Here is a 14718-nt window from a genome sequence, read left to right as displayed (position 1 = left end):
TCTGAATTTAGAGGTGTGCGTGACAAGCACCAAATCATTGAGGAGCCGTGTGAAATTAACGTTTCATGCACGGTTTTGTAGCCGAGTCAGGGGGGTGACTTCCTGGCTTAGGCATCCAGATATTGATGCCGTTCTTGCAGTCTTGCATCCCGATGTAGAGTGGGCAAATGGTATGGATGGCGGGTATGTTTACGGGCATAAAGCTGTACGAGATTACTGGACTCGGCAGTGGAATTCCATTGCTCCTCATGTTGAGCCACAAAGATTTCAATTAGATGACAACGGGTGCATCGTAGTCGATGTTCATCAAGTGGTGCATGATTTGCAAGGAAATTTGATTGTAGATCAGATTGTTCAGCATCTTTACACGCTTGAAGATGGATTAATCCGACGAATGAACATTCAGCAGCTATCAACCTAAAACTTTTGCCGAACACTAACGATTTGGTGGGAGGAGGGGTCTGAATATAAAGACAGTTTAGATAATATTGGCTATGAATGTATAAGGTGAATTTCTGTATAAAGATTGACTTAAAATTATACCCCAGACTTATCAAACTGCGGAACTCCCTCCTTCAAAAACGAAAATTCCTCAAGATAATTGCTTTCAAATAAACTCAAATAATCATCCCTGCCCCGTTGTTTCCGAGCTTCCAGAAAATCCAATACCCACTGAGTTGAGAAGGGAACACCAATGTAGCAAAGTCCGGCAGACTTCCAAGTGGGGTCAATCGCTTTTCCTTGAGGATTCATTAACCAAGAATGGGCAACAGGGAAAGAAATATCAGCATCTAAAGCATAGCCTTCTACATAGGTTAAATCTTGATGTTTTTGAATCAGTTCAATACAATTAAAATAACATTGCTTCGGGATACCCAGTTTTATCTTTTTAGGTAACGGTATGGCTTCCATTTCTCTCCCACAGTTTAACACCAGTTCTTCAAATCCTTTATATTTCCAGTGTTCATTTTTACTATGAATCGTTTTCATTAAATCGGCTCGTTCTTGCAACATTGTTCTGAGCGTTAACAGTGCTGAATCTGTCATTGCTTGATTTCCTAATTTAAAAACTATTGTATCCTTAACTTAAATTGGTAAACACAGAATATTAAATAGAGTGGGATGTAAAGGTTTTATTGTAATAGCTTACCCTTCATATTCGCTATTTCTACGCCGGGTGTGATTGCAGACGTTCTGTTAACTTATTAAACTATGTGTGGTACTTCCGGCGATGCCAACCGTTTACTGAGGATTTACACCTCTGCCTTCTGCAATCATTTATTAAGTTTACCATATTTGCAGTTCGATATCCAGTTCTGAGGGGGGAAACTCCACCAACCACCAAATTGACAAACGTAAATTATTTTGATTTTATCCATGTTATTACCCGTAAAATATAATGAAATATTACAACTTACTAATAACCTTGATTTTCCATCTTCATCAGCTTTCTAAGTTTCCGAATCAGCAAATCTTGATTAGTTTCATCATCATAACGTTCTTCATTGAGCCAATCTAAAATATCTTGATGTTCTGCTTTAAAGCGTACAGACCAGATAGGATTATTACTATCATATTTTGCTTTAGATTCTTTAATGATATCAGAATTATTAGCATCCCATTTTTCTTGACTTTGGCGTGGGGAAGTTAAAGGTTGTTCATCCGGTACAGGTATGGGTTCCACTTGTAGATATCCTCCTAAAAATAGAGATTGCCAAAGCTGATTATAATATTGATGATGTTTTTTTGCGCCTTGTTCAGTTTTCCAGCGTTTACACCAATGGAGACATTCTTGGTTTTCCGTCCATACAATTTGATGATCTTCCTTCAGGGTATACAGCCACCCCAAGGGATTGCCAAATTCATCGTAACAGCGATAACCGTAGTACATGATTCCTTAATATGCCAAATTAACTGAGTTTGCCAGATTGTTTTTTTTCCTTCAGTTCGTAAATTGTTTTCTTAGCTAATTTATAACGGTGTATCGGTCTAACTCCTTGAGTTTGGCGATCATAGGGGTCAATTTCTGTTTTGAATCGTTCGAGCTTACCGTTACGATAAAGTTTAGAACACAAGGCAGAAACAGAGTTTGGATAATCTAACCCCAGATGTTCAACGATTTCTTGAGATGTTGCAGTTTCTAGCGCCTCAATGGCTAAAAGTATTGTTTCTGTAATACCTGCTTTGGGAGCTTCTTGAGTTTTAACTTCAATCGGGATAGAATCAGCAAGTCTTTGAGCTTTGTTCCAATAGGGAGAATTTTTGTTTAACTTTCCCAGTAAACCAAGCTTGACAATTTTAAGTTCTTCTTCAGTTAAAGACAGTTCGTGTTTAATCTCCATAATTGACTAATCATATTTTTCACTAGATTAAAATACTTCTTTAATTCTAAAATAGTCAGATTTTTGTCCAGATTTACTTCCATATTCTTTCCAACTATTTATTGCAAATGACTGAATTTCATTTCCAAAATCAACCTTGATTGTAGAATCAATTTTAATAATTTTTCCAGTCTTTTCCTCTCCAGTTTCTTGATTAATTGCAATAATTGATTTTTCCACTGCCAAAATCTTTAATTTCATCCAGATTTCTCTAATATTTATGTGGTTATTTAACTCTTCAGCATACTCTAAGATTTCAGGCGTATCTCCATCGAGATCCTCTATTCTATGTTTTTGTACTCCAGTTGATAAAATACGAGCAACGGCTAAATTAATTTCTTTAAAACGCTCCTTAGCTTCTTCTAATGAATTGGCGTCACGAACGCAAAAGACTGCCACCTGATTTATAACTGACCCATATTTACGAAACTGTCCTTGTAGAACTTGGTTACACCATCGAAGGATTTCATAAGTGCTTGCTATTTCAGGGAAACTCATTGTTTCATTGGTACTCATTGCGTTTATTCCTCACTCTTTAATAATGATTTTCAAAGGGTACTAAATTGAGATAAACTCTATAATCATTCTCTTAGCCGAAATTAGAAGATTGCGAATATCCATCAAATCATGAAACAAAGCTGTCTCCATACAGGAGGAGTAAGCTGCCATTGAATTAATTTGTGCGATCGCTTGTTCAATGGGAAGCTCCAACAAAGATTTAATCAGAGTTGATTTTTTTGGAGATGTAGGTAGCTGAGTTGCTTGGTCATGTGTGCTTTGGAGTAGCAGTTGCAGTTTCCCAATCTCGGCGGCTAATTCGGCGGGAACAGGGCGCTGCTGTACAAGGGGTTTGGACAGATGACTAATAGTATTTAAACAGTGGGTGAGTTGAACATGAAGGCTCTGAGATTGAAGTTTGAGCATGGTTTTGACTAGAATTCACTGGTAAATGTATTGGCAGGTTTACTATCTAAACTAAAAACTTTAGCTTCAAAAATAGTTTCCATTCCGCCATCGTGATATTCTCTAGCAGTTTCATAATCAGGAAAAATCGCAATGTGAGGATTACTGGCAACAGCCCAACCACCGGATACTGTTTTTAGTTTGTCTGATTTGGCAATAATGTAAGTCATTGAAGTTCCTAATATAAATGGTTTTTATTCGTTCTGTATTTGGCATAACTTGAGAGTTATTGAGTAATTACAAAATACTAAATTCGCGAGACCATTTAATCATGCCCGTTATCCGTGCAAGTGTATAACCTTCCCATTCTCCTGTTAATTCCTTTTGCTCTGGATCTAATGGCTCAATCACCCAACCCGATTTGTACCCCATCTTCCGTTCTTGGTCATAAAGGTACAATGCGGCTGAATGATCTCCGTTCTTTTCTAAAGGAAAGTACGTTATTATAGATTGCTCGGCAGACAGAATTTTAACGCCATATCTGGCTAGTTCATCATAGATGAGGCACAATTGCTCATACCGTCTAGCTGATGGCATTCTTATGTTTGGAGTCTTAGCCTTTAACAACTCATCTACAGGATGACTAATCGGTTCTTCCCCTTTTAACTGCCTTAATTCTTTTTTGAGTTGGTCGTTTTCTCTCTGAAGTATTTTATTCTCTTCATAGACTGCTTTATACAAGTCTAACCAGGACATCTCTTCTATCAAATTAAAATCAATATTTCCTTTGGATCTGGCGTTACAAACTTTCTTGTAGTACCGCGCATAAATAGACTCTTCTATGTAACGGAGTTCCTGAAGGAATATATTACTTGCTGTTTTGATTTTTTGGATATTTTTTCTGTCTTGAGCGTTTGCAAAGTCAGATTCTTTCCAATTTGATGAGGTTAACTCATTACGAGCAATTCTGAGGAGAGCCAAAACATTTTCAATAATTTCGCTTAAAATTTTATCTGGCATAGTAAAATTCTCTTATTTTTAATTTTTACTAAAGAGTAAACATTTCATGACTTTCTAAACTTAACTGGGTTGCTCGCAGCAAAACCTTAATCGGTTTTTGCGACTTGAGTTGAATTAATGTTCTTAGATTGCTCTTGTTCGAGAATCTGCTTGCTTATTTCATCCTACTGTTTAACTTATGATCTTTATCTATGTCCCCTAAACTTAATTTATTCATGATTTCAGCAACGTGAGATTCCCAGGTTTTAGGGAAGTATTTCTTTATAAGATTAACGTGCTTTATTTCTTGCTTGGTTAGCCACCATTGTTGACCATTAAATCTTATCGGAACCGTAAGCTGTTGATTCTGTTCAAGGAATTTCTCTAATTCAATAATTAATTCATCTGTCAATCCATATTCTCTAGCTAATACTTCCCACTCACTCCAGCTTTTATGATGACGAGGATAACCAACACTTGATAAAAACTCTTCTGTTAATTCGGTTAAACCAGAGCCGTAAAGTAATTCATCCTTATTCATGTTCTTCTCCTTATAATTAGTACCGAACTGGATATTTGTTTGCTTCATAATCTAGCCAATCGCTTAACAGTTCATCATATAAATACCATGTTTCAAGTTCGTCATCAACTATATTCATGAACGTTTGATCCGCCTTAGCTTTACCAATTTCAAGAGCAATATATGTTGCTTTTTCTCGAACATAAACACTGTCTTTCACCCCCTTAAAATCTTCCTCTTGTAGAAAAGCTTCAAAATACCGTCTAGTAATCTTTACTTTTTCTAGCTCTCCAGGATCTAAGGACACCTCAGCTAGATCTACTCCGTTTCTGATATAAGAAAACGTTTTAATCAAATCCGTTAGTGCAGGTTCGATAAAGTTGTTAGATTCAAATTTCGTTAAAGAACCTGGTTCAATAGTGTTAAGTAAATCACGGGCAACTCGAAGTAAAGATGTGATATTTTGAACTTTTTGGTGTTCTGGATTCATTGTATTAACCCCTAAATTGAATAATTAGAAAAAACAAAAGTTAACGTAAGCCATCGGATTTCTGTATTTTAACTTATATTTTGAATAAAACTGGAACAGTTTTGTTTTTTTCGTCGATCCAGCTAGTTTTATCTAAGTCAGGCTCAATCAATAATGCCTCTCTAAAAGCACCAATTAAACTAACTGATTCAAGTAAAAAAACTCTTTTCCAACAAGATAAAATTCCACATTTTCTCCAGATTTTTTCTTTAAAATAGTGGGTTTTATTTCCATATTACACTTTAACTAATAGTAAACAGTTCTTGATTTTCCAAGCTTAACTTAGTTTCTCGCAGTAGAACTTTAATCGGTTTTTTATGACTTGAAAAATACTGCTTTATTTGCTCTAACAATTGCTCTAAGTTTTCATCCTCCAGAATTTTGCGAGTTCTCGTAAAGCTAGGTTTACTTTTGAATTGAGTGGTCGGGACTTTAACAGTCCAGAGGTTAGTTTGAGCTTTAGGGGAGTATTCGGGGTAGACCAAGATATAGCCCCACTTTTCAGCGAACTCTATAATTTGCTGTTTCAGCATTCGAGAATTATATAATCTCTACTTCTATCATACTTCGTTTACGAAGTAAATACAACCGTTAACTGACTCGTTCCCAAAATGTTTGACGATGCCAGTACAGAGCATCCGGTCGAGGGTGGTACTCTTCGCGATTGGGTAGCCAGATTTGTTGACCTTGGAATTCCTTCATGGGTGTTGTGTGGGGAGCATCTTCATGAAGAGTTTGGGCAACTTCAATGGTGTAGTCATCATTAATGGTAAACCAAAAGCGATCAAACGCCCAATGGTGGTTTTTACAGAGGGAAATGCCGTTATTGATGCGGTCATCATAGAATTTAGAGAACGGTTTGATATGAGAGCCATCAACGATATTTTCCTGGTGATTGAGAATCTGCAAACCACAGAAGGCACAACGATAGCCATAAACTGAAGTCACAATGCGGCGAAAGGCTCCATCTCGCACGATAGCAGTTTCCTGATCTTCTCTCTCAACTTCATCAGGCTGATAAACTTGACCTCCCTCCCGCAATAACCGATTTTGCAATTCTTCAAAGGCATTAAACTCTAGGGATTGTTCTAACTGCTCAGTTTGACTCGGAAACCAAGAATTCAGCAGAACCGCCGTTAATTCAATTCTTGAAGTAGGATTTAATAGCAGCGTAAACAGTTCAGAATCTAGGTAGGCATAATCAACAGCTTGACGGAGTGACGTAATATTCCTGACTTTAATTTTAGACTGAGAAGATTCTATAAATTCAAATCCTGGTTTAGCTTTGAAATGCCAGAAACCATCACTTCGCAGGTGAAAGAATGGTAAACCCATATCTGCACGACGATGAATATCTAGGGTTTGCCATAGTTTAAGAAACGTTGCAATCAGTTCAGGAGAAACTTCAATTTGATTATATTGAATTTGCCCACGCCCAATTAATTCAATAATCGATAACAGTAACACAGGTTTATTAGGAGCAAACCCCGCAGATAAGCTGACATTTAAACCAATTTTATTAAACTGAGAGCGAGGCGAAAACTTGAGACAATAATAGTTAATATCCTTAATCATAGGTTGAATAATTTATCAAGTGTTAGCTAGAAATGTTATTAGTTCTATTCTCAAGCATGATGCCAAAATCACCAGCTACAAAATTGCGTTGTTACGCGCGATTAATGATGTTGTGCTAAATTTTCCTGATTTACAACTCTATCAGCGTGACGTTGCCATTCCCTTAAAACTCCTGGCTCAGTTTTGGATAGCTTATTACTGGCCGTTTGTCCAATCCGAGCAACCAATTTTTCAAGGACAGCGCAGTTTATTCAAGGGAGAAATCCGCAATGACATGACATTCCGCCCTCAGCTTACGGCATTGCGTCAGGAATGGGAGCAGGTGTTAGGAGGTGTATCTCGTCCTAGTGATGGATTTTTCCTAATTGGAGAGTTGCGGGTTCCTAGAAAATATACCAAATATCCTCAATCCCTACACCAAGCTTATGCTGAGACGGTGGCATCTATTGAAAAAGCTTTAGAAATGCCGATTAAATATGCTGGACTGGGACACTGGGAAGTTTTTGCTAAACCTTGCAAACTTAAGTTACTTGATCATCCGGTGATTGCTGTACCAGGAACTCAACTAGAAGATAAATGTTTAATTGTTGAAGCAAATCTTTGGCAAGCTTTTCAAGAAATGTCATTATGGGTCGAGGCGCTGTGCATTCACGAATGGTGCTTGTTTAGTGAAAAAGTCCAACAAGAAAGTCCGCAACGGGCAGAGCGAGGGTTGATTTATACCCTCCTCACCGATAGACCTGATAACCGCCGCCCCCTAACTTGGGAACGCAATCAAGTAGATTTATTGTTAATGGAAGGAAAAGAATTTATTTGCCCTTGGACAGAAAAACGCATTGTTCCAGGCATAGAATATCATTTGGATCATTTGGTTCCGGTATCGGTCATTCCCATTAATGAACTCTGGAATCTTTTGCCTGCTGATCCTAAATTTAATTCTCACAAGAAACGCGATCGCCTGCCTTCTCTGATGCGCCTTCAAACGGCTCAACCTTACTTCGAGTTAGCTTATCAGCACTATAGCAGTTCTGCTTTGCTATCTACCGCATTGCAAGAAGATATCAGAATTCGCTTTCCCACTTCTGATGCTATGGTTCCCAAAACACTGGCTAAGGCTGTCGTTAACTTGATTGAAATTGTTGCATCCTCTCGAAATTTAGCTCGTTTTTAACGTTTAAAATTATGGAACTCAAAGATTATCGGTGTACGCGGAACGCTCTTTATCAACATAATTGCTTGGGACAAAATGATATTTCTGCTCGGCAAGGATATTATATCAAAGCTCATGGTATTGAAGAAGCTTGGGAAAAGATGGCGATTCGATTTCCTGAAGAAACAGAACTTGGATTTACTGTTCAGGAATGGGAACCTTTTGATGTTAAAATTGTTGAAATTAAACGAGATAAATATGGTAATATTATTCAATAAATTATCCAGCTTTTTTGTAATTAATCTAAGTTTATTCAAATCGACAATCAATATAAGGGATGTTCAAAACCTTGTGAGCTTTGAGCCGATGATGACCATCATAACAAGTAAAAGTCCCATCTCCATTATCATCAACTAAAATCGGCGGAAATTTGTCACCCGATTGGAGCGCATTGATGTATTTTTCAGTTTTATCAGGGTCTTCCCAATTTGTGCCTGTGAAAAAATAAACAATTCTTTGAACTGCGATTTTCATTAATACCTCTATAATTAAATCTATGGAAGAAAAGTTACGAGAACTGATAGCAATAGCCGAAGAATTACAACAACTTCAAATTTCTCCCTATCCTTTACTAAAAATACCTGAATATCAAGAAAGGCGGCATGGTCAGTGGGTGTTAGAACGTCAAGACGGAATATTAATGCGAGGTTATTTTACTTTCTTGCAATCAGCCAGTCCTAACTACGTTCTTCGGAAAGGGGAAACCGTTTGGATGAGTTTGACACCAATGGAATTAGAAAGCCAAGCCCATCATGCGATCGCAGCGTGTGGTCATACAGTGATTATGGGTTTAGGGATGGGGCTATTACTCTACAACGTTATCCAGAAAGACAGTGTAAGGCAAGTAACGGTTGTGGAGCGTGACCCTGAAATAGTGGAACTGCTTTATCAGATTGCTAATCCGAAATCTTGGACAGGATGGGACAAGGTAAAGATTGTGATTGCCGATGCCCTGAACTGGAAACCGGATGAACCTGTGGACTTTTTGAGCGTGGATATCTGGTCTAAACTAGGGGATATGAATTTACGTTCTGATGGTCAACGAATACAGAATCATGTCCAATCTCAACAAGTTGCTCTTTGGGGTCAAGAGTTAGATTTTATTAGTTTTCTGTCTGAAGAAGGCTATGAACCACCCCCAACTTTGAAACAATATCAGGAGTATATTAAAACTATTGAAATTCCCTTAATTGAATCTCAAAATCCAAATTATCCTGGTTATTGTCTACAAGCGACTTCACAAGCAATGGAATATAATTAAATAGCTACAAATTCAAGAAATTGTTAACTTTTAATTTAATTTTAACATGGATAATCCACCGCTTGAACAACTTAATCTTTTAGATACAGAATACATTGATATTCTAACAAACAGTGCTAATCCTAACTTTGAATTAGAGTTAGTTAAGAAAGGACTTGATCCAACAGAAGCTCGAATCAAAACTCTGTTTATTACTTTAGCTCAACGAAAGCCAGAAACACCGGAGCAATGGCAAACGTTTCTTGATGCTTGGGAGCAAGCTTGTGGGTATCGCCCAACTCCTGAACATCTGCAACTGATTGAAAACCTGTTCTGGAACACTGATCCCAATAACAACTCATCTCAATAGCAGAATATCAAGTTTTGCTATTCGGCGCATGGAATGGTTTGGGAGCGTTCCATAAACTCCGGGCTTACTCCCAAAAAAGTAAGAGATTCAAGTGTTTTTTAGCAGGACTTCCGCAAGCACGCTATAGCAATCGGTAATTCTTTCTAATACCATTTATGAATAGTCAATCTGAATTGTCATTAGTGAAAAAATTAACAGCGATCGCCACTTTTTTACCAGCATTTAAAGAGGGAAAAGGCTTGTCTAGTCTCAATCAGTTCGTAGATACTGCCTATGCAAATAACTGGGTAAGCGGCAATATCAATTGGGGACAGTGGATGCAAACTGATGAAGCTAAAAAATTACGGGATGAGCCGACTGCATTAGCGAAAGCATCAGAGTATGACTTAACTTGCTTGCTAACCACCTTAATTCGACAGGATCGTTTTTGGGAGGGTTCGTTGGAAGGAGCAGTTGATTCGGGTTTACTCACAGCGATATTGCAAAGAGCAGCATCACTGCTAGATGAAATGACATCTAAAGGTAACGACGAGCTTAATGACGCTTCAGTAAAAAATGATAACGGGATCTCATCTCAATAGCAGAATATCAAGTTTTGCTATTCCCAAGGATAGCGTTATTGTTGTTATGCTATGCAAGGACTGAAAAATCTTCTGTTAGGTATGATGGTTTCTCTCAAACCCAAATCCCATCAACTCGAATCCTACCAATTTTCGGGTATATTGCCTCGTTTTCTGGCTACTACACTAACATAATGAACAGCTTTTCCATTCGTCATATACCGATGCAAATAATAATGTTTATGGCTAATCTCTAAAATTCCTGCTTCAACCATTTTATAATAGAGTTGGCTGAAATTAACAGCTTTTTTAGATTCAAAAGCATCTATATTATTGGGATTGTCTAGGATATATGTACTAACATTGAAAGCAACCCATCCATCTTGAGAAATTAGATTGAAAGAATTGATAAAGACTTGTATGGGCAAATGACAGCTTAGAGATGAACAACAAACTAAACAGTTAAATCCTCGGTTAGATAATTCTTGCTTTGCTGTAGGAGAAATATTAGTTAAATCTTCCACATAATATTTTTCATAGACACCCGGAAACTCCCTTTCAGCAGCTTGGGCAGCTTCTGGAATAATATCAACTCCCACAATTGATTTAACACCAAAACTCGCAAGATGTTTACCAACTAATCCACTTCCGGCTGCAATATCTAAAACCACCAAAGATTCAATATCTGTTTTTGATTTAATTAACTGAGCGATTAACTGCATCGTAATTGTCTGAGGGGATTGAACTTTTAGCCTTAATGAAATTTCTTGGTGCAATTTTGGAAGGCTATATAACTGGACATAGTTTTGTAAAATGTATTTGGTTTCTACACCATTTTGAATCACAAAAAAGTATTCTTGATCTCGACTGAAATCAACATTTTCTTCAGGAAATCGAATTTAAAAATCTACTTGACTCATTGGATTTACGCCAGGTTACAAGGTTAAAATAGATGAATAACATTATTCCAGTTATGTGATGCAAGGATTAAAGAATCTGGTATCGGGACTGATAGCGACATTGAAGCCCAAATCCAACAAACTCGAAATCGAAACCTATTATCAAAACTCCTGCGGACTCAGTGAGGAGGAAATCTATAATATCGTTAAGTGGCTCACGGAAGGATTCTTAGAAGCAGGCTATCATGGCAGGGGTCATTTGATCTTTGATGTTGGCAATCAGAATATTCAAGACTTGACCTTAACTGCTGTTCTTAGGGAAGAACCGATGTTTCTTTACAGACTGGGAGTGACACCATCACCAACTCAAGCAGGAGTCAGATGGCAGTTAGAAGCGCAGCATCCGAGTCTCAGGCTTTACCAGCTTGTTCCTGATGAAAACTGTTAGAAGAATTGAGTGAATGATTTTATAGGAATTAATTCTTTAGTTATTGAGCCAATTATTACAATTAATTGCTGTAAATTAATTTATGTAAACAATCAAATTCTTGATAATTTATACTCATTCTGTTTATTTATACCTATTTAGTCCTAATTTTCATAAGCTTTACTAAATCTTTATAAATAAATGAATGAACTTTACATAACACCCTTGTTTTCAGAAAAATAAATCAATAATATAGGCGCAGAGAGAGGTGCATAAAAAAAGTATTGTTTTTAAAAGTTTAGCTAAATTCTTCTTCAGTGGGCATTAGGCTCAGATAACATTAAGTTCATTGAATATTTCTTCTATAGGACTAACTGTTCTGCAAAAGAGAATAATTTAGATGAGCTTCTGTTATCATCACTTACAAGAAAGCGACCAGACTAACAATTCATCTAATTAAAAAAGATGAATAACATTTAAATTTGAGTATTCAGTTATAAGACTTTCATGCAAACAGGTTAAGTCATGTCTAAAACTCTAAATCAAGCTATACCCATAACAGTGGTACTTTTTTTAACTACCACTTCAGTTACATCAGCAGCAACATTTACCACAGGTAGAACAGGCCCAGATCAGCAACATGGTAAGAATGTAGTAGAGATGCTTCCAGGTTTTTCTGGTGTAAGTACGGGTAAGTATAAAATTGAAACCGAGTTGCGAATTCAGTCTGAGCACGCTGTAGATCGTCAGCATCCGTATCCTCTTCCTGAACCTAACTGGCAGCATCATCATGCACTTACCCCTACAGCATTCAACTTTTCAGAGCGCTTCTTTATTTTAGATTCAGGAGATGTAGGTAGTGAAGCATCTCTTTTGCCAGGAATAATAAACGATCTTAGTAAACTGTTCGACCCATACAATTCGTCCTATGACTTCCGGTTTTCAAGACAGGATAATGCTCGGTTTGTACTAGATGAAATACATCCCTGGAGTGGTAAATTTGACATCATTGATGATGAGAATAAAACTAACAGCTTCGGCTTCTCGGTTGAGATTTTAGGTTCGGGTGGAGGGATTAATTTTGGTTGGGATAATCCTGCTACTGCTCCCTTTACTATGAATTTTAGTGGGGATGTTGACAACCCTAAATTTACGATGTCGTATGCTCCTGGTTTTAAAATGACTAATGGCTCCCTTTTTTCTGTCAATGGATGGGTAAAAAATGACCAGATAGATGAGTTTGGTAGAATCAGAACTTTGGGAGTAGCAACAGTAATAGAGGATTTAACTCTTCCGGGGGGGCCTGAAGTGGTTACTTTTATGCAAGCTCCAGTATATGATGTCACACACTGTAGCCCTCAACAATCAGGAAACCAAAGAAACTTAAGCTCTGCTCAAGCTGATGTATGCTCTGTTTGCCAGCCGTGCCACATCCCCGAACCATCCTTCGTTTTAGGTCTTGTAGCTGTTGGGGCTCTAGGTGCTTCTCCAGCCCTTCGTCGGAAATGGCAACAGCATAACTCAGCAAGCACCTAAAAACCGTTCCGATGTGAGAACCGTTTCCAAATTTACCGCATCCCAAAAAACTCAAATCCCCCGGTGCTGAAGGTTCGTGTCATCAGGTGCAGCCTTGTAAAGTTTTGTAAAATGACTCATTTTTCGCCATATTAGATTTTAGCTACTGTCGCATAAATTTTTGGAAGAAGAATTGGGTGAATAATTGAATTAACCTTCAGATTCTCGAATCAATACCAATTCCCCATTAATATACTTTGTCCCTGGCGGACTCCAATTATCTGTGGGTTCTTCACTCCAAGGATTGTTAATCACACCATCAATTTCAGCAGGTTCACCCAGTCCTAGAAAGTCAATAAATTTCCTACCCGTCTGTTCAGCATCGAATTGATAATCATTGCAAGTTTTACCATCGGGGCCAGCCGGATGCAGCGCACAAACGAGATAGGAGTCCCAGGCGTAGTATCGACAAGAAATACAATCGTTAATTCTGGGCATAGTGTAGTTCAGATACTTCTTCTATTGTCCCCTAGAACTTAGTTTCTTTATTATTATTATTTCAAAATGTAGCTTTTTGTGGATGCAGCTTTACATAAACCCTACTTGTATGAAGATTAGAGATTCAGCTTGTAAAGAGTTGATGAAGGTTCCATAGCTATCTTATCCTCATTTAATTTTGTGATAACTTATTAACAATAAATGATGGCAGAATAAAATCTCTAAACTACAATAAACCAATGAATTTTTTAAACTTTTCAAAACGAATACTAGAAGTAATTTTGTTGAGTTCAACAGTTTCTCTTTTAACCGTTAAAGTTGCTCTTTCTCAACCGGAGAACAACATTCTATTAGATACAACCGTACTCGATCAGGAATTTGTTGGATCGACTAACTTAGGTGCATTTATCAATGAAGGATTTATTTTCGTTGGTCAAACATATACGGCTGGCTTAACAGGTACACTGACTGGAGTTAATATTGATGTAAATAGCTTTAATGATCTTAATGGGCGTAAGATAACCGAGTATTTTCCATTGCGTGTAGCTATTCATGAAGTATCAGCCGGATTACCAACCCGTAATATTCTAGGTGAAACTATATTAAATTCAAGTAGTGCTTCTTTAAACAATTTTATAAGTTTTTCGCAAACTATTCCTCAAGTTATTGGCAAACAATACGCTATTATTGTTAATTATTTTGGCGCTCCCCCTTCAGGCGCTCAACAGGGAATAGGTATTTGGAGCGGCAGAGTGGGTAACGAATATCTTGGAGGACAGCTAGTTTTCAGTAATGAGCTAACTCAATGGGATTCTTATGACGATAATGATCTAAATTTTCGTACCTTTGTGAATCCTGGTAAAACAGCTTCTGTTCCAGAATCTTCTTCGGTTTTGAGCTTGTTAATGTTCGGTGCTTTGGGTGGAAGTTTAGCTCTAAAAAAAATTAGAACTTCTATTAATTAGGCATCACCGTGCCAAAACGGGAAAATTGTACGCTAAGGTTGAAACCTTTATCTCTCAAGCATTTCAGCGATACCTATTTTCTTTCACCCGCAAAGGGCGTAAGTTGTCAAAACCGCTTGCCTGCTTT

The 14718-nt window shown here is 37.5% G+C and carries 23 protein-coding genes; 9 read left to right on the top strand and 14 right to left on the bottom strand.

The genetic code is table 11. The features are described 5' to 3' along the window. Positions 1 to 172: 172 nt before the first annotated feature. Positions 173 to 421 carry a hypothetical protein gene (locus tag PL9214_RS32980; protein ID WP_367400326.1) on the top strand — a complete coding sequence of 83 codons (249 nt, stop codon included), beginning with the start codon at positions 173 to 175 and terminating at the stop codon, positions 419 to 421. Between the two features lie 116 nt (positions 422 to 537). Here PL9214_RS32980 and PL9214_RS00840 read toward each other — a convergent pair whose 3' ends face one another. The 11 genes from PL9214_RS00840 to PL9214_RS00790 all read right to left on the bottom strand — a co-directional run bounded on the left by PL9214_RS00840 (position 538) and on the right by PL9214_RS00790 (position 6907). After that, positions 538 to 1047 (bottom strand): hypothetical protein, encoded by a 510-nt coding sequence (locus PL9214_RS00840; protein WP_072716964.1) that lies wholly within the window; start codon positions 1045 to 1047, stop codon positions 538 to 540. A gap of 370 nt (positions 1048 to 1417) precedes the next feature. Continuing rightward, entirely contained in the window at positions 1418 to 1891 is a 474-nt protein-coding gene (locus PL9214_RS00835; RefSeq protein ID WP_072716963.1) for a hypothetical protein, read from the bottom strand. Between the two features lie 19 nt (positions 1892 to 1910). After that, on the bottom strand, positions 1911 to 2342 hold the full coding sequence (locus PL9214_RS00830) for a helix-turn-helix domain-containing protein (RefSeq protein ID WP_072716962.1): 432 nt from the start codon (positions 2340 to 2342) through the stop codon (positions 1911 to 1913). A gap of 27 nt (positions 2343 to 2369) precedes the next feature. Beyond that, positions 2370 to 2897, bottom strand: coding sequence for a hypothetical protein (locus PL9214_RS00825; protein WP_072716961.1), 528 nt, complete (start codon positions 2895 to 2897; stop codon positions 2370 to 2372). 42 nt (positions 2898 to 2939) lie between these two features. Next, complete coding sequence (locus PL9214_RS00820) at positions 2940 to 3305, bottom strand: hypothetical protein (protein WP_072716960.1); 366 nt, start codon at positions 3303 to 3305, stop codon at positions 2940 to 2942. Positions 3306 to 3313: 8 nt separating this feature from the next. Continuing rightward, complete coding sequence (locus tag PL9214_RS00815) at positions 3314 to 3514, bottom strand: hypothetical protein (protein WP_072716959.1); 201 nt, start codon at positions 3512 to 3514, stop codon at positions 3314 to 3316. A gap of 67 nt (positions 3515 to 3581) precedes the next feature. After that, positions 3582 to 4304, bottom strand: coding sequence for a hypothetical protein (locus tag PL9214_RS00810; protein WP_072716958.1), 723 nt, complete (start codon positions 4302 to 4304; stop codon positions 3582 to 3584). Between the two features lie 154 nt (positions 4305 to 4458). Then, on the bottom strand, positions 4459 to 4824 hold the full coding sequence (locus tag PL9214_RS00805; RefSeq protein WP_139294922.1) for a hypothetical protein: 366 nt from the start codon (positions 4822 to 4824) through the stop codon (positions 4459 to 4461). Between the two features lie 16 nt (positions 4825 to 4840). Continuing rightward, a complete protein-coding gene (locus PL9214_RS00800) occupies positions 4841 to 5293 on the bottom strand; it encodes a hypothetical protein (protein WP_072716956.1) in 453 nt (150 codons plus the stop codon). A gap of 281 nt (positions 5294 to 5574) precedes the next feature. After that, positions 5575 to 5865 carry a hypothetical protein gene (locus PL9214_RS00795; protein ID WP_072716955.1) on the bottom strand — a complete coding sequence of 97 codons (291 nt, stop codon included), beginning with the start codon at positions 5863 to 5865 and terminating at the stop codon, positions 5575 to 5577. 58 nt (positions 5866 to 5923) lie between these two features. Next, on the bottom strand, positions 5924 to 6907 hold the full coding sequence (locus PL9214_RS00790) for an HNH endonuclease (RefSeq protein ID WP_083579840.1): 984 nt from the start codon (positions 6905 to 6907) through the stop codon (positions 5924 to 5926). Between the two features lie 19 nt (positions 6908 to 6926). Here PL9214_RS00790 and PL9214_RS00785 point away from each other — a divergent pair, with 19 nt between their 5' ends. Together PL9214_RS00785 and PL9214_RS00780 are read left to right on the top strand one after the other, a co-directional pair. After that, positions 6927 to 8078, top strand: coding sequence for a DUF8808 domain-containing protein (locus PL9214_RS00785; protein ID WP_072716953.1), 1152 nt, complete (start codon positions 6927 to 6929; stop codon positions 8076 to 8078). Between the two features lie 11 nt (positions 8079 to 8089). Beyond that, on the top strand, positions 8090 to 8335 hold the full coding sequence (locus PL9214_RS00780; protein WP_083579839.1) for a hypothetical protein: 246 nt from the start codon (positions 8090 to 8092) through the stop codon (positions 8333 to 8335). A gap of 31 nt (positions 8336 to 8366) precedes the next feature. Here PL9214_RS00780 and PL9214_RS00775 read toward each other — a convergent pair whose 3' ends face one another. Beyond that, positions 8367 to 8591 carry a ParB N-terminal domain-containing protein gene (locus tag PL9214_RS00775; RefSeq protein ID WP_072716951.1) on the bottom strand — a complete coding sequence of 75 codons (225 nt, stop codon included), beginning with the start codon at positions 8589 to 8591 and terminating at the stop codon, positions 8367 to 8369. A gap of 22 nt (positions 8592 to 8613) precedes the next feature. On the opposite strand from PL9214_RS00775, the gene PL9214_RS31925 reads away from it, so the two are divergent. The 3 genes from PL9214_RS31925 to PL9214_RS00760 all read left to right on the top strand — a co-directional run bounded on the left by PL9214_RS31925 (position 8614) and on the right by PL9214_RS00760 (position 10308). Beyond that, positions 8614 to 9378 carry a spermidine synthase family protein gene (locus PL9214_RS31925; RefSeq protein WP_222425179.1) on the top strand — a complete coding sequence of 255 codons (765 nt, stop codon included), beginning with the start codon at positions 8614 to 8616 and terminating at the stop codon, positions 9376 to 9378. 46 nt (positions 9379 to 9424) lie between these two features. Beyond that, positions 9425 to 9727 carry a hypothetical protein gene (locus tag PL9214_RS00765; RefSeq protein ID WP_072716950.1) on the top strand — a complete coding sequence of 101 codons (303 nt, stop codon included), beginning with the start codon at positions 9425 to 9427 and terminating at the stop codon, positions 9725 to 9727. A gap of 155 nt (positions 9728 to 9882) precedes the next feature. After that, a complete protein-coding gene (locus PL9214_RS00760; protein WP_139294920.1) occupies positions 9883 to 10308 on the top strand; it encodes a DUF6508 domain-containing protein in 426 nt (141 codons plus the stop codon). Between the two features lie 122 nt (positions 10309 to 10430). Here the strand turns inward: PL9214_RS00760 and PL9214_RS00755 are convergent, their stop codons facing one another. Next, positions 10431 to 11009 (bottom strand): class I SAM-dependent DNA methyltransferase, encoded by a 579-nt coding sequence (locus tag PL9214_RS00755; protein ID WP_139294919.1) that lies wholly within the window; start codon positions 11007 to 11009, stop codon positions 10431 to 10433. 256 nt (positions 11010 to 11265) lie between these two features. Between PL9214_RS00755 and PL9214_RS00750 the strand changes: the two genes are divergently transcribed. Both PL9214_RS00750 and PL9214_RS00745 read left to right on the top strand, forming a co-directional pair. After that, on the top strand, positions 11266 to 11634 hold the full coding sequence (locus PL9214_RS00750; protein ID WP_072716947.1) for a hypothetical protein: 369 nt from the start codon (positions 11266 to 11268) through the stop codon (positions 11632 to 11634). 504 nt (positions 11635 to 12138) lie between these two features. Beyond that, positions 12139 to 13149 (top strand): hypothetical protein, encoded by a 1011-nt coding sequence (locus PL9214_RS00745; RefSeq protein ID WP_072716946.1) that lies wholly within the window; start codon positions 12139 to 12141, stop codon positions 13147 to 13149. A gap of 189 nt (positions 13150 to 13338) precedes the next feature. Here the strand turns inward: PL9214_RS00745 and PL9214_RS00740 are convergent, their stop codons facing one another. Next, positions 13339 to 13626, bottom strand: a complete 288-nt coding sequence (locus tag PL9214_RS00740; protein ID WP_072716945.1) for a hypothetical protein — start codon at positions 13624 to 13626, stop codon at positions 13339 to 13341. A 239-nt stretch (positions 13627 to 13865) separates the two neighbouring features. Here PL9214_RS00740 and PL9214_RS00735 point away from each other — a divergent pair, with 239 nt between their 5' ends. Beyond that, a complete protein-coding gene (locus tag PL9214_RS00735) occupies positions 13866 to 14591 on the top strand; it encodes a hypothetical protein (protein ID WP_072716944.1) in 726 nt (241 codons plus the stop codon). The last annotated feature ends 127 nt before the right edge of the window (positions 14592 to 14718 follow it).

It is taken from the genome of Planktothrix tepida PCC 9214 (assembly GCF_900009145.1).
GTDB classification, from domain to species: Bacteria; Cyanobacteriota; Cyanobacteriia; order Cyanobacteriales; family Microcoleaceae; genus Planktothrix; species Planktothrix tepida.
This window is presented reverse-complemented; position numbering and strand designations above follow the sequence as displayed.